The following is a 21,672-nucleotide window of genomic DNA, read 5'->3' as shown; positions in this document are numbered from 1 at the left end:
GTGCCACGTCAGTTCAGTTGAGCGCCATGCTCAGTTTGCGTCGCCACCCCGCGACGAGGTCGGGGCGATCGCCGGCCAGCTCGAACACCGAGATCAGCGTGCGGCGGCCGAGATCGTCGCCGTACGCGCGGTCGCGCGTGACGATTTCCAGCAATTGTTCCACCGCGCCTTCGTACGCGCGCCGCGCGATCAGGCTCTGCGCGAGGTCGAAGCGCGCGTCGAGGTCGGCCGGGTTCGCCGCGATGCGCGCTTCGAGCGCATCGGTCGGCGGCAGGTCGGCCGTGGCATCGAGCGCGTCGAAACGGGTCTTGATCGCCTGGTAGCGCGGATCGCCGTTCTGCACGGTCTGCGGCGACAGGCGCTCGGCCTCGTCACGCGCGGCGTCGACCTGGTTGTTCGCGAGCAGCAGTTCGATCAAATCGAGGCGTGCGTCGTCGAAGCCCGGGTTCAGCGCGAGCGCCGCCTCGAGGTGCGTGAGTGCGTCGTCGTAGCGCGCCTCGGCCATCGCATACTGCGCGGCACGCCGTTCGGCTTCCTCGGGCGCCGGCAGCAGCCGGTCGAGGAACGCGCGCAGCTGGCCTTCGGGCAGCACGCCGACGAACTGGTCGACCGGGCGCCCGTCGGCGAACGCGATCACGTGCGGGATGCTGCGCGTCTGGAAGTGCGCGGCGAGTTCCTGGTTCTCGTCGACGTTGACCTTCACGAGCTTCCAGCGGCCTTCGTAGTCGCCTTCGAGCTTTTCCAGCAGCGGGCCGAGCGTCTTGCAGGGGCCGCACCACGGCGCCCAGAAGTCGACCAGCACGGGTGCGTCCAGCGACGCCTCGATGACGTCTTTCTCGAATGTGGCAAGCGTGGTGTCCATGGCGTTCTCTTCGGTTCGAATGTCGTCAGGATGGGGGCGGCGCGCCCCTTTTTCAACGCGGCTTCGACTCGGGCAGCGGAATCCACTCCGTTTCGCCCGGCACTTTGCCCATTTCCTGGCGCGTCCAGGCTTCTTTCGCGCGCTCGATCGCTTCGCGGCTGCTGGCGACGAAATTCCATTCGATGAAGCGCTCGCCGTCGATCTTGTCGCCGCCGAGCAGCATCGCGCGCGCGCCGCCGGCGCTCGTCAGCGTGACCGCGACGCCGGGCGCGAGCACGGCCATCTGCTCGGCCGGCACCGGCGTGCCGTCGATCGCGAGCTCGCCGTCGACCACGTAGACCGCGCGCTCCTCGTGCGACGCGTCGAGTGCGAGACGGCCGCCGGCCGCGAATTCGGCCGCGACATAAAGCGTGCGCGAGAACGTCGTGACCGGCGAGCGCAGCCCGAACGCATCGCCGGCGATCACCGTCAGCGCGACGCCGTCCTCGTCGCGCTTCGGCAGCGTGTCGGCCGCATGATGCTCGAACGACGGCTCGGTCGTCTCGTGCGCCTGCGGCAGCGCGACCCAGGTCTGGATCCCGTGCACGGTGTGGCCGTTTTCGCGCTGCGCGTCGGGCGTGCGCTCGGAGTGGACGATGCCGCGGCCGGCCGTCATCCAGTTCACGTCACCCGGCACGATCTCCTGCAGCGAGCCGAGGCTGTCGCGGTGCAGGATCGCGCCGTCGAACAGGTAGGTGACGGTGGCGAGGCCGATATGCGGATGCGGGCGCACGTCGAGCCCCGTGCCGGGTGGCAGCGTGGCGGGCCCCATGTGATCGAAGAAAATGAACGGGCCGACGAGGCGCGCGGCGAGTGCGGGCAGCGTGCGGCGCACCTGCAGGTTGCCGATGTCGCGCACGTGCGGCTTCAGCAGGGCTTTGATCGAGTCGGTCATGGTGGCCTCGTGGGGAACGGCTGGATTGTCGGTCATTGTACTGGCGGCGCGCGTGACGGCGAACGCGAAAGACGCGTGGCGCGATGCGGCCGCGGCAGGCACGCGTCGTGCGGCATTCATCGCGTCGCGCAAGCCGCTGCGCTGCACAAGCCGCTGCGCCCGCCGCCGATTCCATGCCCCTCGCGCGGGTATCGGGCCGGGCGGCGAAACCCGGTAGACTGACCGGCTTCAGAAAACATCCGACAATCGAGGAGACGCCGATGATGGCCCCGAAGGACTTGCTGCTTGCGCTGGTCGTGATCCTGGCGTGGGGCGTGAACTTCGTCGTGATCAAGGTCGGCCTGCACGGCATGCCGCCGATGCTGCTCGGTGCGCTGCGCTTCACGCTCGCGGCCGTGCCCGCGGTGTTCTTCGTGCGCCGGCCGCAGATTCCGTGGCGCCTGCTGGTGCTGTACGGCGCGACGATCCAGCTCGGCCAGTTCGTGTTCCTGTTCACCGGCATGTACGTCGGCATGCCGGCCGGCCTCGCGTCGCTCGTGCTGCAGTCGCAGGCATTCTTCACGCTCGTGTTCGCGATGCTGTTCCTCGGCGAGCGGCTGCGCGTGCAGAACCTGCTCGGTCTTGCGATCGCCGCGGGCGGGCTCGTCGTGATCGCGGCGCAGGGCGGCCGCGCGATGACGCTCGCGGGCTTCCTGCTGACGATCTGCTCGGCCGCGATGTGGGCGTTCGGCAACATCGTCACGAAGAAGGTCGGCCGTGCGAACCTCGTGTCGCTCGTCGTGTGGGCCAGCCTCGTGCCGCCCGTGCCGTTCTTCCTGCTGTCGCTGTGGTTCGAAGGGCCGCAGCGGATCGCGACCGCGCTCGCCGGGCTGAACGGCGCGTCGATCTTCGCCGTCGTCTATCTCGCGTTCGTCGCGACGCTGCTCGGCTACGGGCTATGGAGCCGCCTGCTGTCGCGCTATCCGGCCGCGCAGGTCGCACAGTTCTCGCTGCTGGTGCCGATCGTCGGTCTCGCGTCGTCGGCGCTGCTGCTCGACGAGCATTTGACGCGCGCACAACTGATCGGCACGGCGCTCGTGATGGGCGGACTCGCGGTGAACGTGTTCGGCGGGAAACTGGTGCGCCGCGTCGCGGCGTCGTGACGCGCCGGCACGCACTGCGTGCCGGCGGCGGGGCGGGGTGGCCGGGTACGGCCGTCAGGCCATCCGGCTCTTCGCGAGCGGCGGATTCGCGGCGAAATAGCGCTTGATGCCGCGGAAGATCGCGTCGGCCATCTGGTCGCGATAGCCGTCGTCGTTCAGCCGGCTCTCTTCTTCCGGGTTGCTGATGAAGGCCGTTTCAACGAGGATCGACGGAATGTCGGGCGCCTTCAGCACCGCGAACCCGGCCTGCTCGACCGAGCCCTTGTGCAGCTTGTTGATGCCGCCGACTTCCTTCAGCACGTAGTTGCCGTAGCGCAGCGAGTCGCGGATCTGCGCGGTCGTCGACATGTCGAACAGCGCGCGGTTCACGGCCGCGTCCGCCGTCTTGATGTTGATGCCGCCGATCAGGTCGGACGAATTTTCCTTGTTCGCCATCCAGCGCGCCGCGGCGCTCGTCGCGCCGTGGTCGGACAGCGCGAACACCGACGAGCCGCGCGCGGACGGCGTCGTGAAGGCGTCGGCATGGATCGACACGAACAGGTCGGCGCCGACGCGGCGCGCCTTCTGCACGCGCACGTTCAGCGGCACGAAGAAGTCGGCGTCGCGCGTCATCATCGCGCGCATGTTCGGCGCGCCGTCGATCTTCGCGCGCAGCTTCTTCGCGATGTCGAGCGCGATGTGCTTCTCGTACGTACCGCCGCCGCCGATCGCGCCCGGATCCTCGCCGCCGTGGCCCGGGTCGATCGCCACCGTCAGCAGGCGCACGGTGCCGCCCTTGCCGGATTTCGGCGCGGTGAACTTGTAGGTGTCGCCATCGTCGTCGCTGTCGTCGCGGCGCGCGATGACGGGCGGCGGCTTGACGGCCGGCTTCGTGGGCGCCGACGGGGTGGCGGGCGGCGTGTGCGGCGTGTTCTGCGCGAAGCGCTGGAAGAACGCGTCGCTGTTGTCGCCCGCTGCGGGCGGCGGGGTACCCGGGCCGGCCAGCGTGGTCGGCGGCTGCATCTGCTGCGCGCGCGCGGTGTCGTTGAGCGCCTGTTCCTTGCGTTCCGTCTGCGCGATCAGGTCGGACAGCGGATCGGGCGCGACGGCCGGATACAGGTCGAACACGAGCCGGTACTTGTAGGTGCCGACTGGCGGCAGCGTGAACACCTGCGGCTTCACCGAACCTTTCAGGTCGAACACCATCCGCACGACGTGCGGCTGATACTGGCCCACGCGCACCGACTGGATCTGCGGATCGTTCGGCGCGATCTTCGACACGAGGTCGCGCAGCGCCTGGTCGAGGTCGAGGCCGGTCAGGTCGACCACGAGACGGTCGGGACCCTGCAGCAGCTGTTGGCTATTTTGCAGCGGCTGGTCGGATTCGATCGTGACGCGCGTGTAATCGCGCGCCGGCCACACGCGCACGCCGAGCACCGACGACGCGTGCGCGATGCGCGGTGCGACGAGACCGAGCACCAGCGTCGACGCGCCCGCGCGCAGGATCTGGCGGCGCCGCCAGTTGTGCGTCGCGGTGGCCGCCGATTCGATCGAGCGGAACGGTTTGATCAACATCTTTCGAGACATGCCTTTCCTGAAGCGCTGTACGCCCGGACGGTGAGGACGCGGCCGTCGCCATCCACGTCGAGCGAGAAAACCAGATCGGGTACGCCGAGCAGCGTGCCCGCCTGTTGCGGCCATTCGACGAGGCAGATCGCGCTGGAATTGAAATACTCGCGAAAGCCTGCGTCGGACCATTCGGCCGGATCGTTGAAACGATACAGATCGAAGTGATAGACCTCGAGTTCCCCATCGTCGCGTTCGAGCGCGTACGGCTCGACGAGCGTATAGGTCGGGCTGCGCACGCGCCCCGTGTGGCCGAGGCCACGCAGGATCGCGCGGACGAGGGACGTCTTGCCCGCGCCGAGATCGCCGACCAGCTGGATCTGCAGCCCGTCGAACGCATGCGCGCGGGCGAGTTCGGTGCGTGCCGCGTCGAGCGCGTGCGCGAAGCGGGTGCCGAACGCCTCGGTCGCCGCTTCGTCGGCGAGCGCGATCACACGCTCCGCGAGCGGGGCGGGCAGCATGGCGTCGTGAGGCGGATGGCTGGGCGTGGCTGGCATTCTCGTAAAATAGTGCGATGAACCGATTACCGGAACTCGCCGCATCCGACAGGCCTTCGACTCGTGCCGAAGGCGCGGCACCGTGCGCGCTCGACGATGCGGCGTTGACTGCGCTCGCCGCGCGCATCAGGGCGTGGGGGCGCGAATTGGGTTTCGGGGCGATCGGCATCAGCGATACCGATCTCTCGGATGCCGAAGCTGGCCTCGCCGCCTGGCTGGAAGCCGGATACCACGGCGAAATGGATTATATGGCGAAACATGGGATGAAACGCGCGCGTCCGGCCGAACTTGTGGCCGGTACGCGACGCGTGATCTCCGCGCGGCTCGCCTATCTGCCGGCCGAGACGCTCGCCCCCGACGCGGCTGAAAGCGGGCCGGGCGCGCTCGCACTGCACGACTGGCGCGCGCGCGAACGGGCCCGGCTCGACGATCCGCAGGCGGCCGTCGTATCGATCTACGCACGCGGCCGCGACTATCACAAGGTGCTGCGCAACCGCCTGCAGACGCTCGCCGAGCGCATCGAGCAGGAGATCGGCGCGTTCGGCTACCGTGTGTTCACCGATTCGGCGCCCGTGCTCGAGGTCGAGCTCGCGCAGAAGGCCGGCGTCGGCTGGCGCGGCAAGCACACGCTGCTGCTGCAGCGCGATGCGGGCTCGCTGTTCTTCCTCGGCGAGATCTACGTCGACGTTCCGCTGCCGACCGACGCGCTCACGTCCCCCGACACCGCACCCGAGACGCCCGGCGCGCACTGCGGCAGCTGCACGCGCTGCATCGACGCCTGCCCGACCGGCGCGATCGTCGAGCCGTACCGCGTCGATGCGCGCCGCTGCATCTCGTACCTGACGATCGAACTGAAAGGCAGCATCCCCGAGCCGCTGCGGCCGATGATCGGCAATCGCGTGTACGGCTGCGACGATTGCCAGCTCGTGTGCCCGTGGAACAAGTTCGCGCAGGCCGCGCCCGTCGCCGATTTCGACGTGCGGCACGGCCTCGATCGCGCGACGCTCGTCGAGCTGTTTGCGTGGGATGCGGACGCGTTCGATACGCGGATGCAGGGCAGTGCGATCCGGCGCATCGGCTATGAAAGCTGGCTGCGCAATCTCGCGGTCGGGCTCGGCAATGCGCTGCGCGCGGACGCGGGCCGGCTTACGCCGCAGGCGCGCGACGCGATCGTCGCCGCGTTGCGCGCGCGGGCCGACGATCCGTCGCCGGTCGTGCGCGAGCATGTCGAATGGGCGCTGCGTGCCGCGTGAAGGCGGCGTAAAGTGTCGTCGGCGCGCGGTGGTGCCGCGCGTACCCATCGGTCAGGAGAGGGCCATGTTCAATGCAGTCATCGACGCGCCGTTCGGCAAGGTCGGCATCCGCACGGACGCCGCGGTGGTGCGCGAGATCGTCTATCTGCCCGAATCGGTGAAGTCGGTCGATCCGGATTCGCCGCTCGCGAAGCGTGCGGTCAAGCAGATCGAACGTTATTTCGAGCGTGCGTCGGCGCGCTTCGACCTGCCGCTCGCCGAAGTCGGCAGCGCGTTCCAGCACCGCGTGTGGGACGTGATCAGCGATATTCCGCCCGGCACGGTGCTGACCTACGGGCAGGTCGCGAAGCGAATCGGCAGCGCGCCGCGCGCGGTCGGCCAGGCATGCGGCGCGAACTACTTTCCGCTCGTGATTCCGTGCCATCGCGTCGTCGCGGCGGGCGGACTCGGCGGCTTCGCGAACCACGACGACAACGGTTATTACCAGAAAGTGAAGCGCTGGCTGCTGGCGCATGAAGGCGTGCCGTACTGATGAGTGAATCGCTGATTTCCCCCGAAGCCGACGGCGATGCCGCCGCGGCGTCCCCCGCGCTGCTCGCGAGCCGCGCGTCGATCGACGTGTTTTGCGATGCGCTGTGGCTCGAGCACGGGCTTGCGCGTAACACGCTGGACGCGTATCGGCGCGACCTGATGCTGTTTTCACAATGGCTGGCGGACACGCACGACGCGTCGCTCGATTCGGTCGACGAAGTGATGGTGACGGGCTACATCGCCGCGCGCAGCGACGGCAAGGCGACATCGTCGAACCGGCGGCTGTCCGTGTTCCGGCGCTATTACGGCTGGGCCGTGCGCGAGCATCGCGCGAGCGCCGACCCGACATTGCGGATCACGTCCGCGAAACAGGCGGCCCGGTTTCCGTCGACGCTGTCGGAGGCGCAGGTCGAGGCGCTGCTCGGCGCGCCCGACATCGGCACGCCGCTCGGCCTGCGCGATCGCACGATGCTCGAGCTGATGTATGCGAGCGGGTTGCGCGTGAGCGAGCTCGTGACGCTGAAGACCGTCGAGGTCGGGCTCAACGAGGGCGTGGTGCGCGTGATGGGCAAGGGCTCGAAAGAGCGGCTCGTGCCGTTCGGCGAAGTCGCGCAAGGGTGGATCGAGCGCTACCTGCGCGAGGCGCGGCCCGCGCTGCTCGGTGCGCGCGCGGCCGACGCGCTGTTCGTGACCGCGCGCGGCGACGGGATGACGCGCCAGCAGTTCTGGAACATCATCAAGCGCCATGCGCAGCACGCGGACGTGCGCGCACATCTGTCGCCGCACACGCTGCGGCATGCGTTCGCGACGCACCTGCTGAACCATGGCGCCGACCTGCGCGTCGTGCAGCTGCTGCTCGGCCACAGCGACATCTCGACCACGCAGATCTATACGCACGTTGCACGCGAGCGCCTGAAGACGCTGCACGCGCAACACCATCCGCGCGGTTAGCGCATCCGGCGCGGCGCCGCCCGCGCCACGTGCGACGGCCTGCCCAAGTCAGACCAGTTCGCGCAGCTTGTGCTTCAGCACCTTGCCCGTCGACGCGGCCGGCAGCGCGTCGAGTACGCGGATGTGGGCGGGGCGTTTGTAAGGCGCGAGCCGCTCCGCGCACCAGGCGTGCAACGTCGCTTCGTCCGCCGTTGCGCCGGGCACCCGCTCGACGAACGCGAGCACTTCCTCGTTGCCTTCGACTGCGCGGCCGATGACGGCCGCCTGCACGACGTCCGGATGCGCGTTCAGCACCTGCTCGACTTCGACCGGATAGACGTTGAAGCCCGACCGGATGATCAGCTCCTTGCTGCGGCCCGCGATCGTTACCGCACCGTCCGCCTCCTGCCGCGCGAGATCGCCGGTGCTCAGCCAGCCGTCCGGCGACACGGCCGCGCGCGTGGCGTCCGCGTTGCGGTAGTAGCCGAGCATCACGTTCGGCCCGCGCACGCAGATCTCGCCGACTTCGCCCGGCGGCACGTCGGTGCCGTCCGGCGCGACGATCCGCATCTCCACGCCGGGAATCGGCACGCCGACCGAGCTGTCGGTACGCGGCGCATCGAGCGGCGTCTGCGTGATCGTCGGGCTGCTCTCGGTCATCCCGTAGCCATTGTGCAGCGGCACGCCGTACAGGCGCTCGACGCGCGCCTTCAGGTTCGCGTCGAGCGGCGAGCCGCCCGAATACGCGAAGCGCAGGCGCGGTGCGCGCCACGTGTGGCCCTGCGTGTGCAGGTGTTCGAGCAGCTTCGCGTGCATCGCGGGCACGCCCTGGAAGATCGTGACGCCTTCGTCGGCGAGCGCGACGCGCACGGCTTCGGGCGAGAAGCGCGGCGCGAGCCGCAGCGTCGCGCCCGCGTACAGGCTGCCGAGGCAGACCGACGCGAGCCCGTACACGTGCGACACGGGCAGCACCGTGTAGACGACGTCGTCGGGCGACACGCGGCGCAGCGAGCTCGACGTCGCCGCGATGAACAGCAGGTTGCGATGCGACAGCATCACGCCTTTCGGCGCGCCGGTCGTGCCGGTCGTGTAGATCAGCGCCGCGCATTGCGCGGCGCCGTCGGCGGCGACCGGTTCGCCCGGCGCGCTCGGGTCGACGCGGTAAGACCATGCGCCGATGTCGACCGGCAGCGCGCCGGCAGGTGTCGCGTCGTGCCGTTCGGCATGCGTGCGTGCGTCGGGCGATGCGTCGGTGGTGAACGCGATCAGCTTCGGCCGCGCGTGCGCGGCGATCGCGTCGAGCTCGCTGGCGGACAGCCGCGCGTTCGACACGAGCGCCCACGCGTCGAGGCGGGCTGCCGCGAACAGCAGCACGATCTGCGCGACGCAGTTTTCGGCGACGATCATCACGCGGTCGCCGCCTTGCACGCCGAGGTTGGCGAGCATTGCGGCGGCTGCATCGATGGCCCTCGACAGGTCGCCGTACGACAGGCGGCGCGCGTCCTCGATCAGCGCCGGATGCGCCGGCGCCTGCGCGGCCCGGCGTGCGGGCACGTCGGCGATGCGGCGAGGCAGCGCCGCGAGCAGTGCGTCGACGTCGAGCGGCTCGGAAGAACGGAGGGACGAGGGCATGGCGTCTCCAGAAAAGGGGCGGGCGGCGGCTGACGAGGTTGGCGAACGATCGTGCCATGACGGCGGGCGCGCCACAATCGGCCATTCGGGCAATAGCGCTTCGCGATGTCCGCAATGATGATGGACGGAATCGTTGCGGTGCAGCAGCAGGCCGCCCGGCGGAAAACGGGTCGCGAGTATACCGCCGGCGCGAGCGCACGATTGCGCGCTCGCCGGTCGTTCACCATTAAAATGCCGCCATGAGCAAATCCAGGCATGTGTCCGAAACCCCGGCCACCCAGTTGCTGCGCCGCCACGGCATTGCGTTCGGCGAGCATCCGTACGACTACGTCGAGCACGGCGGCACCGGCGAATCGGCGCGCCAGCTCGGCGTCGACGAGCACAGCGTCGTGAAGACGCTCGTGATGGAAGACGAACACGCGAAGCCGCTGATCGTGCTGATGCACGGCGACCGCACCGTGTCGACGAAGAACCTCGCGCGGCAGGTCGGCGCGAAGCGCATCGAGCCGTGCAAGCCCGAGGTCGCGAACCGCCATTCGGGCTATCTTGTCGGCGGCACGTCGCCGTTCGGCACGCGCAAGTCGATGCCCGTCTACGTCGAGGCGACGATCCTCGAGCTGCCGACGATCTACCTGAACGGCGGCCGTCGCGGCTACCTCGTCAGCCTCGCGCCGGCCGTGCTCACGTCGCTGCTCGGCGCGCAGCCCGTGCAGTGCGCGAGTGTCGACTGAGGGTTTCACCTTCGTGGCAGGCCGCGCGCGTTCGGTAGAATGGGCGCCGTTTCGGCGTGCCGCGCGCCGCCGTCCCTTTACCGATACGTTGAAAGAAGAGTCCTCCGCATGCAGATCCTGCTCGCCGCCCTCGTTGCCTACCTGATCGGTTCGGTGTCGTTCGCCGTCGTCGTCAGCGGCGCGATGGGCTTGGCCGACCCGCGTTCGTACGGGTCGAAGAATCCCGGCGCGACCAACGTGCTGCGCAGCGGCAACAAGAAGGCCGCGATCCTGACGCTCGTCGGCGACGCATTCAAGGGCTGGCTTGCCGTCTGGCTCGCCCGGCGCTTCGGCCTGCCCGACGTCGCGGTCGCATGGGTCGCGATCGCCGTGTTCCTCGGCCACCTGTATCCGGTGTTCTTCCGCTTCCAGGGCGGCAAGGGCGTCGCGACCGCGGCCGGTGTGCTGCTCGCGGTGCACCCGGTGCTCGGGCTCGCGACCGCGCTGACCTGGCTGATCGTCGCGTTCTTCTTCCGCTATTCGTCGCTCGCGGCGCTGGTGGCGGCCGTGTTCGCGCCGGTGTTCGACGTGTTCCTGTTCGGCACGAGCCACAATCCGGTCGCATGGGCCGTGCTTGCGATGAGCGTGCTGCTCGTGTGGCGTCACCGCGGCAACATTTCGAAGCTGCTGGCGGGGCAGGAAAGCCGGATCGGCGACAAGAAGAAGGCGGCCGCGGATGGCGGCGCGCAGGACGGCGGGAAAGCCTGAGGAAGCGCGGCGCTTGGCCGCGTGCCGGGCGCGCCGCGTATGCGGGGCCCGGCGGGATCACGTGACGGCTCGCCCGGCGATCAGTCGCGGAAGTTGTTGAAGTCGAGCGGCGTGTCGGTCACGTCCTTGCGCAGCATCGCGATCACGCTCTGCAGGTCGTCGCGCTTCGTGCCGTTCACGCGCACCGCGTCGCCCTGGATGCTCGCCTGCACCTTGATCTTGCTGTCCTTCACGAGGCGCACGATCTTCTTCGCGAGATCGCCGGTCACGCCTTTCTTCACGGTGACGATCTGCTTGACCTTGTCGCCGCCGATCTTCTCGACCTTGCCGTAGTCGAGGAAGCGCACGTCGACGTTGCGCTTGGCCAGCTTGCCGATCAGCACGTCCTTGACCTGGCCGAGCTTGAAATCGTCATCGGCGAACAGCGTCAGCTCGCGTTCCTTCTGCTCGACGCGTGCGTCGGAGCCCTTGAAGTCGAAGCGCGTCGAAATTTCCTTGTTCGACTGCTCGATGGCGTTCTTCACTTCGATCATGTTCGCTTCGGAAACGACGTCGAACGATGGCATGGCATTCCTCCCTTGAGATGCGGGCACCCGGCTCGCGCGCGGGCACTCGCTATAATTGCGGACTGTTTGCCATTTTACCGATGCCCTTCCGTTTGCCCAAGGCCGGCCATGCGCCGCCCGGGCGGACGTGACCGCGAATGCCGATGCCTCCTGACGATTCCGCCCTGTCGCTGCTTCCCGACCACCCGCTCGCCGCGCACAACACGTTCGGTATCGCCGCGACTGCGCGCTTTGCCGCGCGCATCACGCATGCGTCGCAGTTCGAGGCGCTCTATCGCGACCCACGTGTCGCGAACCTGCCGCAGCTCGTGCTCGGCGGCGGCAGCAACGTCGTGTTCACGCGCGATTTCGACGGCGTCGTGCTGCTCGACGAGATCGCCGGCCGCCGCGTCGTGCGGGAGGACGACGACGCGTGGTACGTCGAGGCCGGCGGCGGCGAGAACTGGCACGCATTCGTCGCATGGACGCTCGAGCACGGGATGGCGGGCCTCGAGAACCTCGCGCTGATTCCCGGCACGGTCGGCGCCGCGCCGATCCAGAACATCGGCGCATACGGCCTCGAGATGAAGGCGTATTTCGACTCGCTGGTCGCGGTCGAGCTGGCGACGGGGCGCAGCGAGCGTTTCGACGCCGCGCGCTGCGCGTTCGGCTATCGCGACAGCTTCTTCAAGCGGGAAGGGCGCGGCCGGTTCGCGATCGTGTCGGTCACGTTCCGGTTGCCGAAGCAATGGGCACCGCGGCTCGGCTACGTGGACGTCACGCGCGAACTCGACGCCCGCGGCATGGCACCCGATGCGGCCACGGCATGCGACGTGTTCGACGCGGTCGTCGCGATCCGCCGCGCGAAGCTGCCCGATCCGCTCGTCCTCGGCAACGCGGGCAGTTTCTTCAAGAATCCGGTGATCGATGCCGCGCAGTTCGATGCGCTGCGCGCCCGCGCGCCGGAAGTCGTGTCGTATCCGCAGCCGGACGGGCAGGTCAAGCTCGCGGCCGGCTGGCTGATCGACCGCTGCGGCTGGAAGGGGCGCGCGCTGGGCGCGGCGGCCGTGCACGACCGCCAGGCGCTCGTGCTCGTCAATCGCGGCGGCGCAACGGGTGCGGACGTGCTTGCGCTGGCGCAGGCGATCCAGGCCGACGTGCGCGCACAGTTCGGCATCGAGCTGGAGGCGGAGCCGGTCTGCCTGTAACGCGGATTTGGCGTAGCATTTCTCGCGCCCAAACAAAAAGGCGCCGATCGTCGATCGGCGCCTTTTTCATGGATTGCCGGATGCCGGCGCGTCAGTGCTTGAGGCGGCCGAGCAGCAGGAACTCCATCAGCGCCTTCTGCACGTGCAGGCGGTTTTCCGCTTCGTCCCACACGACGCTCTGCGGGCCGTCGATCACGCCGGCCGTCACTTCCTCGCCGCGATGCGCGGGCAGGCAATGCATGAAGAGGGCGTCCGGGTTCGCATGGCCCATCATTTCCTCGTCGACGCACCAGTCGGCGAATGCCTGCATGCGGGCCTCGTTCTCGGCCTCGAAGCCCATGCTCGTCCACACGTCGGTGGTGACGAGGTCGGCGCCCTTGCAGGCTTCGTTCGGATCGTCGAACACTTCGTAGAACGGCGCGCTGTCGGGCGACACGAGCTTCATGTCGAGCGCGTAGCCCGGCGGCGTGGACAGGCGCAGCTTGAAGCCGAGGATCTGTGCGGCTTCGATCCACGTGTAGAGCATGTTGTTCGCATCGCCGACCCAGGCAACGGTCTTGCCGGCGATCGGGCCGCGGTGCTCGTAGTACGTGAAGATGTCGGCGAGCACCTGGCACGGGTGGTACTCGTTCGTCAGGCCGTTGATCACCGGCACGCGGGAATTCTGCGCGAAGCGCGTGATCACGTCCTGCTCGAACGTGCGGATCATGATGATGTCGACCATGCGCGAGATGACCTGCGCGGAATCCTCGACGGGTTCGCCGCGGCCGAGTTGCGTGTCGCGCGTGCTCATGAAGACGGCGTGGCCGCCGAGCTGGAAGATCCCGGCCTCGAACGACAGGCGCGTTCGCGTCGAGCTCTTCTCGAAGATCATCGCGAGCGTGCGGTCGTGCAGCGGGTGGTAGGTCTCGTAGTTCTTGAACTTGCGCTTCAGGATACCCGTGCGTTCGAGCACGTACTCGTAGTCTTCCAGCGAGAAATCCTTGAACTGCAGGTAGTGACGAATGGTTTTGGTGGTCATGAAGCAAAATACGGCGGGTTGCACCCGGCAGCAAGGCCGGACGGCGCCGCCGTCGGGTGTGGATAACTCAAAGCAGCATAAAGGATTTTCTGTGCTTTGACGAGCCGCGGAGAGAAGCGGGGCGCGATCGCCGCGCGCGGCAAGCGACGCAGGCGGAGAGGTGTCGGGACGGCGCGCAATGGCGCGCTGCGGTATAATCCAAAAGTTTTCTCCAGCCCGGCAGGCAAGCCTCCTCGCGCTCTGCCGGACACAAGCCGTGCGCTGCACAAATCCGGTGCAGTCCGCCGGCGGCGCGCGCCGACGTCCTGTTTTCGGGATATCGGAATGCTTGTGCCGCCGTCCGTTTCAGCTTTGTGTTCGCGTATCCAGGCGCCGTTGCCTGGACATCGCCGGGCCGTCACTTGGGTAACCACATGGCTGAAACCCCTCCGACCGAATTCTTCATCCAGGGCATCACGAAAGACGGGAAAAAGTTTCGCCCGAGCGACTGGTCGGAACGTCTGGCCGGTGTGATGGCCTGCTTCGGGCCGGGGGCGAGCGGGCCCAATGCGCGCCTCAAGTATTCGCTCTACGTGCGTCCGACGATGCTCGGCGACCTGAAATGCGTGATCCTCGATTCCCGGCTGCGCGACGTCGAGCCGATGGCGTTCGATTTCGTGCTGAATTTCGCGAAGGACAACAACCTCGTCGTGACCGAGGCGTGCGAACTGCCGGACTACGGCGTGAAGAAGTGATGCCGGCGCGGGCGAGGGCGCTTGCCGCGCCCGCCCTCGTGGCAACTGTCGTCGGCTTGCAGGATGCGCCGGCGACAGGCGACAAAAAAGCCCGCCTAGGCGGGCTTTTTTGCGATCGCAGGAAACAGGAACGCCCGCGTGAGCGGGCGCACCGGATTTACGCTGCTGCCTGCAGACCCTTGACGGCTGCGGCCAGGCGGCTCTTGCTGCGAGCGGCCTTGTTCTTGTGAACGATCTTCTTGTCGGCGATCGTGTCGATCGTCTTGACGGCAGACTTGAACAGCTCTGCAGCCTTTGCTTGATCGCCGGCGTCGACAGCCTTGCGAACAGCCTTGATCGCGGTACGGAATTTCGAGCGCAGCGCCGAGTTGTGCGAATTTGCCTTCGCGGCCTGGCGGGCGCGCTTGCGTGCTTGTGCGGAGTTAGCCATGACGGTTCCTTATCCTGTCCTGTTTCCAGAGCTTGGAGCCTAGACGGCCAAGCGCTGCTTTTCGATCCGTCCCCTGAGAGCGATTGCCCAGGGGCGCATAAAAAACGGTGATTTTAACCGAGGCAGGGACATGAAAACGGCAGTTGCCGTGCATGTACGAGCCCAGAAACCGGCGATTATAGCAACAAAATCAAGCGCGTGGCAAGTTCAACGTGACACCCGCCGAGGAGGGCGCCGCGCGCGTGCGCGCTTTTCGGCATCGGCCGCTGGCCGGGCCACGCAACGTCCGTATAATAAGCGCCCCATGAATCTATTCCGAGCCCTGCTGACGGTCAGCGGCTTCACGCTGCTGTCGCGCGTGACCGGACTGGCCCGCGAGACGCTGATCGCCCGTGCGTTCGGCGCCAGTCAATACACCGACGCGTTCTACGTTGCCTTCCGTATCCCGAACCTGCTGCGCCGCCTGTCTGCCGAAGGTGCGTTCTCGCAGGCGTTCGTGCCGATCCTCGCCGAGTTCAAGAACCAGCAGGGGCATGACGCGACGAAAGCGCTCGTCGACGCGATGTCCACCGTGCTGGCGTGGGCGCTTGCCGTGCTGTCGGTGGTCGGGATCGCCGGCGCATCGTGGGTCGTGTTCGCGGTCGCGTCCGGCCTGCACACCGACGGGCAGGCGTTCCCGCTCGCGGTCACGATGACGCAGATCATGTTCCCGTACATCGTGTTCATCTCGCTGACGACGCTCGCCTCCGGCGTGCTGAACACGTACAAGAGCTTCTCGCTGCCCGCGTTCGCGCCGGTGCTGCTCAACGTCGCGTTCATCGCCGCAGCCGTGTTCGTCGCGCCGCACCTGAAGGTACCGGTGTTTGCGTTGGCATGGGCCGTCATCGTCGGCGGCGTGCTGCAGTTCCTCGTGCAGCTGCCGGGCCTGAAGAAGATCGACATGGTGCCGCTGATCGGCCTCAACCCGCTGCGCGCGCTGCGCCACCCGGGCGTGAAGCGCGTGCTCGCGAAGATGGTGCCCGCGACGTTCGCGGTGTCGGTCGCGCAACTGTCGCTGATCATCAACACCAACATCGCGTCGCGGCTCGGGCAGGGCGCCGTGTCGTGGATCAACTACGCCGACCGCCTGATGGAATTCCCGACGGCGCTGCTCGGCGTCGCGCTCGGCACGATCTTGCTGCCGAGCCTGTCGAAGGCGCACGTCGATGCCGATTCGCACGAGTATTCGGCGCTGCTCGACTGGGGCCTGCGCGTCACGTTCCTGCTCGCGGCGCCGAGTGCGCTCGCGCTGTTCTTCTTCGCGACGCCGCTCACCGCGACACTGTTCAACTACGGCAAGTTCGACGCGCACACCGTCACGATGGTCGCGCGCGCGCTGGCGACCTACGGGATCGGCCTCGTCGGCATCATCCTGATCAAGATCCTCGCGCCGGGCTTCTATGCGAAGCAGGACATCAAGACGCCCGTGAAGATCGCGATCGGCGTGCTGATCGTCACGCAGATCTCGAACTACGTGTTCGTGCCGCTGATCGGCCACGCGGGCCTGACGCTGAGCATCGGCGTCGGCGCGTGCCTGAACTCGCTGCTGCTGTTCATCGGGCTGCGCAAGCGCGGCATCTACCAGCCGTCGCCGGGCTGGCTGCGCTTCTTCGTGCAGCTGATCGGCGCGGCGCTCGTGCTCGCCGGCCTGATGCACTGGCTGTCGATCAGCTTCGACTGGACCGGGATGCGTACGCGGCCGCTCGATCGCATCGCGCTGATGGCCGCGTGCCTCGTGCTGTTCGCTGCACTATATTTCGGTATGTTGTGGGTGATGGGCTTCAAATACGCTTATTTCAGAAGGCGCGCCAAGTGACGACCGCAATGACCCGCGTCCTCGACTACTTCAGCACGCTCGTGGCGGACGACGACAGTCTGCCCGTCACGGAAGCGGCGCTGTCGCTGGCGCAGGACGCGTATCCCGACCTCGACCTGCAGGGCACGCTGGCCGAACTCGACATGCTGGCGGCGCGGTTGCGCCGGCGGCTCACGGACGATGCGGACCTGAAGGGCCGCGTCGCCGCACTGAACGATTTCTTCTTCCGCGAGCTCGGCTTCGCGTGCAATCACAACGACTATTACGACCCCGATAACAGCCACCTGAACGCCGTGCTGAAGCGGCGGCGCGGGATCCCGATCTCGCTGTCGGTGCTGTATCTGGAGCTCGCCGAGCAGATCGGCGTGCCGGCGCGCGGCGTGTCGTTCCCCGGTCACTTCCTGCTGCGCGTCACGCTGCCGGACGGCGACCTGATCATCGATCCGGCCAACGGCCATTCGCTGTCCGAAGCCGAGATGGTCGAGATGCTCGAACCGTACGTCGCGCGGGCGGCCGGTGCGGTCGACAGCGCGTTGCGCGCGCTGCTGCAGCCGGCGACGAGCCGAGAGATCATCGCGCGGATGCTGCGCAACCTGAAGACGATCTATCTTCAGACGGAACGCTGGCAGCGGCTGCTCGCGGTGCAGCAGCGGCTCGTGATCCTGCTGCCCGAGCACCTCGACGAAGTCCGCGACCGCGGTTTCGCGTATGCGCGGCTCGATTACCTGCGGCCCGCGCTCGAGGATCTCGAACAGTATCTCGGCGAGCGGCCGGACGCGGACGACGCCACCGTCGTCGAGTCGCAGGTGACCGAATTGCGGCAGCGGATGCAGCGCGACGGCGAGGACTGAGCTACCGCGACGCTGCCGGAACCCTGAATGAAAAACGCCCGCATCGCGGGCGTTTTTTTATGCCTATTTCGGCTGCATCCGGATCGCGCCGTCGAGGCGGATCACTTCACCGTTGAGCATCGGATTCTCGACGATCTGGCGCACCAGCAGCGCGTATTCGGCCGGTTTGCCGAGCCGCGGCGGGAACGGCACCATCGCGCCGAGCGCGTCCTGCACGTCCTGCGGCATGCCGAGCAGCATCGGCGTCTCGAACAGGCCGGGCGCGATCGTCATCACACGGATGCCGCTGCGCGACAGATCGCGCGCGATCGGCAGCGTCATGCCCGCGACACCGGCTTTCGACGCCGCGTATGCGGCCTGGCCGATCTGCCCGTCGAACGCGGCAACCGACGCTGTGCTGACGATCACGCCGCGCTCGCCGTCCGCCGTCGGCGCGGTGGCAGCCATCGCGGCGGCCGCGAGCCGGATCATGTTGAATGTGCCCACGAGGTTCACGTTGATCGTCTTCGCGAACACGTCGAGCGGATGCGCGCCGTCCTTGCCGACGGTCTTCGCGGCGGGCGCGATGCCCGCGCAGTTCACGAGGCCGCGCAGCGTGCCGGCTTGCGTCGCCGCGCTGACGGCCGCGTGCGCGTCGGCTTCGCTCGACACGTCGCAGTGCACGAAGATGCCGCCCAGTTCGGTCGCGAGCGCCGTGCCCGCCGCGTCGTTCAGGTCGGCGAGCACGACCATGCCGCCTGCCTGCGCGAGCATCCGCGCGGTGCCGGCGCCGAGGCCCGATGCGCCGCCCGTGATCAGAAACACGTTGCCGCGAATGTCCATGACTGTCTCCGTTGTTGAGCGCCCCTGGCGCTTTAGCGCTCAGGGCGGACCCATCCAAGGTGATCGACCGCTGCTGGCGCCTCGGCGCTGGTTGCGGTGCCGCGCAAAGCGGTTGCGCGGTTCGATGCCGTGCGAGCGGTTGAGATGCCGGCGCCCGGGTCACGGGAGCGCCCGCACCCGACCGATTGTACGGGGCACGCTTGCGCGACGGCGAGACCGGAGCGGTCGTGCGAAGCCCGCCCGGGCAAAAAAAAGCCGCCCGGAACGGGCGGCTTGCGGGTGCGCGATGCGCTGCTTACTTCAGTGCGCCAAACGCGCGCTCGCGGATTTCCTCGACGCTGCCGAGGCCCGAGATCTTGCGATACTGCGGCGCCTTCAGGCCGTTTTCCTCGCCGCGCTGCGCCCAGTCGCCGTAGTACGTGATCAGCGGCTTGGTCTGCGCTTCGTACACTTCGAGACGCTTCTTGACGGTTTCTTCCTTGTCGTCGTCGCGCTGGATCAGCGGCTCGCCCGTCACGTCGTCATGGCCTTCGACCTTCGGCGGGTTGAACTTGACGTGGTACGTGCGGCCCGATGCCGGGTGCGTGCGGCGGCCGCTCATGCGCTCGATGATTTCCGAGAACGGCACATCGATCTCGAGCACGTAGTCGATCGCGACGCCGGCTTCCTTCATGGCGTCAGCCTGCGCGATCGTGCGCGGGAAACCGTCGAACAGATAGCCGTTCGCGCAGTCGGATTCCTTCAGGCGCTCCTTGACGAGGCCGATGATCAGCGCGTCCGGCACGAGCTTGCCGGCGTCCATGTAGCCCTTCGCCTCGACGCCGAGCGGCGTGCCGGCCTTCACGGCCGCGCGCAGCATGTCGCCCGTCGAGATTTGCGGGATGCCGAATTTTTCCTTGATGAAGTTTGCCTGGGTGCCCTTTCCCGCGCCGGGCGCGCCCAACAGGATCAAACGCATGGTGATATCTCCAGTATGTAGATTCGTGTGGCGAGACGAAAAAGCGCCGGCGACGGTGTGCGCGGGGCTTGCCTGGCGCGTGGCGGGCCGGTCTGATGCGGCGCGTCGGGTTGAGCGACGCGCGGCTGCCGGCAGGGCCGCGGGCGGGGTCAAGCGAGGACGCGCTGGTCGCGGACGGCTCGCACAATCGCCTGATTATGCCACGGGTTATTTTGATGACGGCTGAAAAAGGGCCTGCACGCGTGCGAGATCGGCCGGCGTGTCGATCCCGGCTTCCGGCGCGGACTCGGTGATCAGCACTGCGATGCGCTCGCCGTGCCAGAGCGCGCGCAGCTGCTCGAGCTGCTCGGCCTGTTCGATCGGCGCCTGCGCGAGCGTCGGATAGGTGCGCAGGAAACGCGCGCGATAGGCATAGAGGCCGATGTGCCGATAGACCGGGAAGGCCGGTGCAGGCATGGCCGCGACGTCGGGCCAGTGCGGCTGGTACGCGTCCCGGCTCCACGGAATCGGCGCGCGCGAGAAGTACAGCGCGACGCTCTGCGCGTCGAGCGCGACCTTCACCACGTTCGGGTTGAACACGTCGGCCGCGTCGTGGATCGGGTGGGCGGCCGTCGCAATCGCGCAGGCCGGATGGGTCGCGAGGTGCGACGCTACGTCGCGCACGAGCACGGGGTCGATCAGCGGTTCGTCGCCCTGCACGTTGACGACGACGGTGTCGTCGCTCCACCCGAACGTCGCCGCGACTTCCGCGAGCCGGTCGGTGCCGGACGGATGGTCGGCGCGCGTCAGCACCGCTTCGAAACCGTGATCGCGGGCCGCATCGAGCACGCTCTGCGCGTCGGACGCGACCAGCACCTGCTGCGCGCCCGCTTCGCGCGCGCGCTCGGCGACGCGCACGACCATCGGCTTGCCGCCGAGATCGGCGAGCGGCTTGTTCGGGAGCCGCGTCGAAGCGAGCCGGGCGGGAATGACGGCGATGAAGGGTTGAGTCATCGGGGAGGGCGGTGAAGAGAGCGGAGCGGGCGGCGCGTCAGAACGGGGGCCGCCCGCGGGTTCGGCGCCCTCGCTGCGGACGGGCCGCGACGAGGGCCGGGTCGGGCGGCTTAGCGGCCGGCCGGGTCGACCGGCGTGCCTTCGACGGTCTGACGTGCCTCGTCGACCAGCATCACGGGGATGCCGTCGCGGATCGGGTAGGCGAGCTTGTCCGCGTTGCAGATCAGCTCCTGCGCGGCACGGTCATAGTGGAGCGGGCCTTTGCAGATAGGGCACACAAGGATTTCAAGCAGGCGAGCGTCCACGGAGTTTCTCCACAACGAGGGCAATGAGGCGAGGGTCGAGCGCGGCTTCGACGGGGACCACCCACAGTCGGGCGTCGCGCCAGGAAGCGCCCAATTTTACTGCATCCTTCTCGGTGATCAGGATCGCATCGACGGCGTCGTCGACGAACGGATTTTCGGCGAACGCGTAGTGGTCGGGAAGCGCGCGCGTCGCGGGCGCGAGACCGGCCGCGCGCAGCGTCGCGAAGAAGCGTTCCGGCGCGCCGATGCCGGCCGCGGCGAGCACGCGCTCGTTCGCGAATTGCGACAGCGGGCGGCGCAGCGCGGGCTGGTCGAGGTGCCACGCGGCGCCCGGCGTGAGCGCGAGCGAATAGGTGTCGGGCCACGGCGGCAGCGCGCCGCTGTACGGATCGTTGACGAGCGTGGCGTCGCGATGCCGCGACAGCGGCTCGCGCAACGGTCCGGCCGGCAGCAGGAAGCCGTTGCCGCCGAGCCGGTGGTCGAACACGACGAGCTCGACCGTGCGCGCGAGGCGGTAATGCTGCAGGCCGTCGTCGCTGACGATCACGTCGACGTCCGGATGCGCGGCCCGCAGCGCCTGCGCGGCCGCGACGCGATCCGGGCAGACCCAGACGGGCGCGCCGGTGCGGCGTGCGATCAGGAGCGGTTCGTCGCCGCCCGCGCTGGCGCGCGACGCGGGCGTGACGGCGGTCGGCGCCTTCACGTTCGCACCGTAGCCGCGCGACACGATGCCGGGCGTGAAGCCGGCCGCGCGCAACGCGTCGACGAGGGCGATCACGGTCGGCGTCTTGCCGGTGCCGCCGACGGTCACGTTGCCGACCACGACGACGGGCACGCCGACGTCGACCGGCTTCTTCCAGCCCTGCGCGTAGGCGGTGCGCCGTAACGCCGCGCACAGGCCGAACACGCATGCAAACGGCGTGAGCGCCCACGCGAGCGCGCCGCGGCGCTGCCATTCGCGCGTCAGGCGGGCTTCGAGCCGGGCGAGCGGGCCATCGGGCGCGCTCATCGGGCCGGGCGCGGCAGGTCGTGCGCCGCGGCGTGGGACGGATTCGTCAAGGCGGATTCTCCGTTGGGCGGCGCATG

Annotated in this window: 23 protein-coding genes; 10 read left to right on the top strand and 13 right to left on the bottom strand. The window is 68.2% G+C overall.

Going from position 1 to position 21,672, the window contains the following annotated elements:
- Positions 1–13 precede the first annotated feature (13 nt).
- On the bottom strand, positions 14–862 hold the full coding sequence (gene trxA / locus LXE91_RS01700) for a thioredoxin (protein WP_039368311.1): 849 nt from the start codon (positions 860–862) through the stop codon (positions 14–16).
- Between the two features lie 52 nt (positions 863–914).
- Positions 915–1,796 (bottom strand): pirin family protein, encoded by an 882-nt coding sequence (locus tag LXE91_RS01695; protein ID WP_039368460.1) that lies wholly within the window; start codon positions 1,794–1,796, stop codon positions 915–917.
- Between the two features lie 263 nt (positions 1,797–2,059).
- On the opposite strand from LXE91_RS01695, the gene LXE91_RS01690 reads away from it, so the two are divergent.
- Positions 2,060–2,938 carry an EamA family transporter gene (locus LXE91_RS01690; RefSeq protein WP_172625601.1) on the top strand — a complete coding sequence of 293 codons (879 nt, stop codon included), beginning with the start codon at positions 2,060–2,062 and terminating at the stop codon, positions 2,936–2,938.
- Between the two features lie 54 nt (positions 2,939–2,992).
- On the opposite strand, the gene LXE91_RS01685 is transcribed toward LXE91_RS01690, so the two are convergent.
- Positions 2,993–4,504, bottom strand: a complete 1,512-nt coding sequence (locus LXE91_RS01685) for an N-acetylmuramoyl-L-alanine amidase (protein WP_039368305.1) — start codon at positions 4,502–4,504, stop codon at positions 2,993–2,995.
- The gene (gene tsaE / locus LXE91_RS01680; protein WP_039368301.1) at positions 4,486–5,040 is read right to left on the bottom strand and encodes a tRNA (adenosine(37)-N6)-threonylcarbamoyltransferase complex ATPase subunit type 1 TsaE; all 555 of its coding nucleotides are present in this window, start codon (positions 5,038–5,040) and stop codon (positions 4,486–4,488) included. The genes LXE91_RS01685 and tsaE overlap by 19 nt, the downstream gene beginning before the upstream one ends.
- Before the next feature lie 17 nt (positions 5,041–5,057).
- Between tsaE and queG the strand changes: the two genes are divergently transcribed.
- The 3 genes from queG (at position 5,058) to xerD (ending at position 7,775) form a co-directional block, all read left to right on the top strand.
- A complete protein-coding gene (gene queG / locus LXE91_RS01675; RefSeq protein WP_039368299.1) occupies positions 5,058–6,293 on the top strand; it encodes a tRNA epoxyqueuosine(34) reductase QueG in 1,236 nt (411 codons plus the stop codon).
- A 64-nt stretch (positions 6,294–6,357) separates the two neighbouring features.
- A complete protein-coding gene (locus LXE91_RS01670) occupies positions 6,358–6,825 on the top strand; it encodes a methylated-DNA--[protein]-cysteine S-methyltransferase (protein WP_034190552.1) in 468 nt (155 codons plus the stop codon).
- Complete coding sequence (xerD, locus tag LXE91_RS01665; RefSeq protein ID WP_039368294.1) at positions 6,825–7,775, top strand: site-specific tyrosine recombinase XerD; 951 nt, start codon at positions 6,825–6,827, stop codon at positions 7,773–7,775. Before LXE91_RS01670 ends, xerD begins: the two co-directional genes overlap by 1 nt.
- Before the next feature lie 48 nt (positions 7,776–7,823).
- Here xerD and LXE91_RS01660 read toward each other — a convergent pair whose 3' ends face one another.
- The gene (locus tag LXE91_RS01660) at positions 7,824–9,386 is read right to left on the bottom strand and encodes a class I adenylate-forming enzyme family protein (RefSeq protein ID WP_039368291.1); all 1,563 of its coding nucleotides are present in this window, start codon (positions 9,384–9,386) and stop codon (positions 7,824–7,826) included.
- A 239-nt stretch (positions 9,387–9,625) separates the two neighbouring features.
- On the opposite strand from LXE91_RS01660, the gene ybaK reads away from it, so the two are divergent.
- Together ybaK and plsY are read left to right on the top strand one after the other, a co-directional pair.
- Entirely contained in the window at positions 9,626–10,117 is a 492-nt protein-coding gene (gene ybaK / locus LXE91_RS01655) for a Cys-tRNA(Pro) deacylase (protein ID WP_039368288.1), read from the top strand.
- Between the two features lie 108 nt (positions 10,118–10,225).
- Positions 10,226–10,864 (top strand): glycerol-3-phosphate 1-O-acyltransferase PlsY, encoded by a 639-nt coding sequence (plsY, locus tag LXE91_RS01650; protein WP_039368285.1) that lies wholly within the window; start codon positions 10,226–10,228, stop codon positions 10,862–10,864.
- Positions 10,865–10,944: 80 nt separating this feature from the next.
- Here plsY and LXE91_RS01645 read toward each other — a convergent pair whose 3' ends face one another.
- Complete coding sequence (locus tag LXE91_RS01645; protein ID WP_039368282.1) at positions 10,945–11,430, bottom strand: YajQ family cyclic di-GMP-binding protein; 486 nt, start codon at positions 11,428–11,430, stop codon at positions 10,945–10,947.
- Positions 11,431–11,567: 137 nt separating this feature from the next.
- Between LXE91_RS01645 and murB the strand changes: the two genes are divergently transcribed.
- Positions 11,568–12,617 (top strand): UDP-N-acetylmuramate dehydrogenase, encoded by a 1,050-nt coding sequence (gene murB / locus LXE91_RS01640; protein WP_039368280.1) that lies wholly within the window; start codon positions 11,568–11,570, stop codon positions 12,615–12,617.
- A gap of 91 nt (positions 12,618–12,708) precedes the next feature.
- On the opposite strand, the gene argF is transcribed toward murB, so the two are convergent.
- Entirely contained in the window at positions 12,709–13,638 is a 930-nt protein-coding gene (gene argF, locus LXE91_RS01635; protein WP_039368277.1) for an ornithine carbamoyltransferase, read from the bottom strand.
- 413 nt (positions 13,639–14,051) lie between these two features.
- Here argF and LXE91_RS01630 point away from each other — a divergent pair, with 413 nt between their 5' ends.
- A complete protein-coding gene (locus tag LXE91_RS01630) occupies positions 14,052–14,372 on the top strand; it encodes a DUF3579 domain-containing protein (protein ID WP_039368274.1) in 321 nt (106 codons plus the stop codon).
- A 157-nt stretch (positions 14,373–14,529) separates the two neighbouring features.
- On the opposite strand, the gene rpsT is transcribed toward LXE91_RS01630, so the two are convergent.
- On the bottom strand, positions 14,530–14,802 hold the full coding sequence (rpsT, locus tag LXE91_RS01625; RefSeq protein ID WP_039368270.1) for a 30S ribosomal protein S20: 273 nt from the start codon (positions 14,800–14,802) through the stop codon (positions 14,530–14,532).
- 304 nt (positions 14,803–15,106) lie between these two features.
- On the opposite strand from rpsT, the gene murJ reads away from it, so the two are divergent.
- The gene (gene murJ / locus LXE91_RS01620) at positions 15,107–16,657 is read left to right on the top strand and encodes a murein biosynthesis integral membrane protein MurJ (RefSeq protein WP_039368267.1); all 1,551 of its coding nucleotides are present in this window, start codon (positions 15,107–15,109) and stop codon (positions 16,655–16,657) included.
- A gap of 8 nt (positions 16,658–16,665) precedes the next feature.
- Entirely contained in the window at positions 16,666–17,508 is an 843-nt protein-coding gene (locus LXE91_RS01615; RefSeq protein ID WP_039368457.1) for a SirB1 family protein, read from the top strand.
- Between the two features lie 63 nt (positions 17,509–17,571).
- Here the strand turns inward: LXE91_RS01615 and LXE91_RS01610 are convergent, their stop codons facing one another.
- From LXE91_RS01610 to lpxK, 5 genes are all read right to left on the bottom strand, one after another.
- Positions 17,572–18,330: an SDR family NAD(P)-dependent oxidoreductase gene (locus LXE91_RS01610; protein WP_039368263.1), complete on the bottom strand. Its 759-nt coding sequence runs from the start codon at positions 18,328–18,330 to the stop codon at positions 17,572–17,574.
- Between the two features lie 295 nt (positions 18,331–18,625).
- Positions 18,626–19,288 (bottom strand): adenylate kinase, encoded by a 663-nt coding sequence (gene adk / locus LXE91_RS01605; protein ID WP_011352990.1) that lies wholly within the window; start codon positions 19,286–19,288, stop codon positions 18,626–18,628.
- 207 nt (positions 19,289–19,495) lie between these two features.
- Positions 19,496–20,281 (bottom strand): 3-deoxy-manno-octulosonate cytidylyltransferase, encoded by a 786-nt coding sequence (gene kdsB / locus LXE91_RS01600; protein WP_039368261.1) that lies wholly within the window; start codon positions 20,279–20,281, stop codon positions 19,496–19,498.
- 110 nt (positions 20,282–20,391) lie between these two features.
- Positions 20,392–20,586: a Trm112 family protein gene (locus LXE91_RS01595; protein WP_010090898.1), complete on the bottom strand. Its 195-nt coding sequence runs from the start codon at positions 20,584–20,586 to the stop codon at positions 20,392–20,394.
- Positions 20,567–21,595: a tetraacyldisaccharide 4'-kinase gene (gene lpxK / locus LXE91_RS01590; protein ID WP_039368256.1), complete on the bottom strand. Its 1,029-nt coding sequence runs from the start codon at positions 21,593–21,595 to the stop codon at positions 20,567–20,569. The genes LXE91_RS01595 and lpxK overlap by 20 nt, the downstream gene beginning before the upstream one ends.
- Between the last annotated feature and the right edge of the window lie 77 nt (positions 21,596–21,672).

The organism is Burkholderia contaminans (assembly GCF_029633825.1).
Taxonomy (GTDB): domain Bacteria; phylum Pseudomonadota; class Gammaproteobacteria; order Burkholderiales; family Burkholderiaceae; genus Burkholderia; species Burkholderia contaminans.
Note: the sequence above shows the minus strand (reverse complement) of the source record. Positions and strands in the feature narration are given on the sequence as shown.

Coding starts and splice junctions, on each gene's coding strand:
- LXE91_RS01615 (WP_039368457.1), top strand. CDS start 16,666: ATGACCCGCGTCCTCGACTACTTCAGCACGCTCGTGGCGGACGACGAC.
- LXE91_RS01695 (WP_039368460.1), bottom strand. CDS start 1,796: ATGACCGACTCGATCAAAGCCCTGCTGAAGCCGCACGTGCGCGACATC.
- queG (WP_039368299.1), top strand. CDS start 5,058: ATGAACCGATTACCGGAACTCGCCGCATCCGACAGGCCTTCGACTCGT.
- plsY (WP_039368285.1), top strand. CDS start 10,226: ATGCAGATCCTGCTCGCCGCCCTCGTTGCCTACCTGATCGGTTCGGTG.
- LXE91_RS01660 (WP_039368291.1), bottom strand. CDS start 9,386: ATGCCCTCGTCCCTCCGTTCTTCCGAGCCGCTCGACGTCGACGCACTG.
- LXE91_RS01685 (WP_039368305.1), bottom strand. CDS start 4,504: ATGTCTCGAAAGATGTTGATCAAACCGTTCCGCTCGATCGAATCGGCG.
- argF (WP_039368277.1), bottom strand. CDS start 13,638: ATGACCACCAAAACCATTCGTCACTACCTGCAGTTCAAGGATTTCTCG.
- murJ (WP_039368267.1), top strand. CDS start 15,107: ATGAATCTATTCCGAGCCCTGCTGACGGTCAGCGGCTTCACGCTGCTG.
- murB (WP_039368280.1), top strand. CDS start 11,568: ATGCCGATGCCTCCTGACGATTCCGCCCTGTCGCTGCTTCCCGACCAC.
- LXE91_RS01645 (WP_039368282.1), bottom strand. CDS start 11,430: ATGCCATCGTTCGACGTCGTTTCCGAAGCGAACATGATCGAAGTGAAG.
- rpsT (WP_039368270.1), bottom strand. CDS start 14,802: ATGGCTAACTCCGCACAAGCACGCAAGCGCGCCCGCCAGGCCGCGAAG.
- adk (WP_011352990.1), bottom strand. CDS start 19,288: ATGCGTTTGATCCTGTTGGGCGCGCCCGGCGCGGGAAAGGGCACCCAG.
- lpxK (WP_039368256.1), bottom strand. CDS start 21,595: ATGAGCGCGCCCGATGGCCCGCTCGCCCGGCTCGAAGCCCGCCTGACG.
- LXE91_RS01670 (WP_034190552.1), top strand. CDS start 6,358: ATGTTCAATGCAGTCATCGACGCGCCGTTCGGCAAGGTCGGCATCCGC.
- LXE91_RS01610 (WP_039368263.1), bottom strand. CDS start 18,330: ATGGACATTCGCGGCAACGTGTTTCTGATCACGGGCGGCGCATCGGGC.
- LXE91_RS01690 (WP_172625601.1), top strand. CDS start 2,060: ATGGCCCCGAAGGACTTGCTGCTTGCGCTGGTCGTGATCCTGGCGTGG.
- kdsB (WP_039368261.1), bottom strand. CDS start 20,281: ATGACTCAACCCTTCATCGCCGTCATTCCCGCCCGGCTCGCTTCGACG.
- LXE91_RS01630 (WP_039368274.1), top strand. CDS start 14,052: ATGGCTGAAACCCCTCCGACCGAATTCTTCATCCAGGGCATCACGAAA.
- ybaK (WP_039368288.1), top strand. CDS start 9,626: ATGAGCAAATCCAGGCATGTGTCCGAAACCCCGGCCACCCAGTTGCTG.
- trxA (WP_039368311.1), bottom strand. CDS start 862: ATGGACACCACGCTTGCCACATTCGAGAAAGACGTCATCGAGGCGTCG.
- xerD (WP_039368294.1), top strand. CDS start 6,825: ATGAGTGAATCGCTGATTTCCCCCGAAGCCGACGGCGATGCCGCCGCG.
- tsaE (WP_039368301.1), bottom strand. CDS start 5,040: ATGCCAGCCACGCCCAGCCATCCGCCTCACGACGCCATGCTGCCCGCC.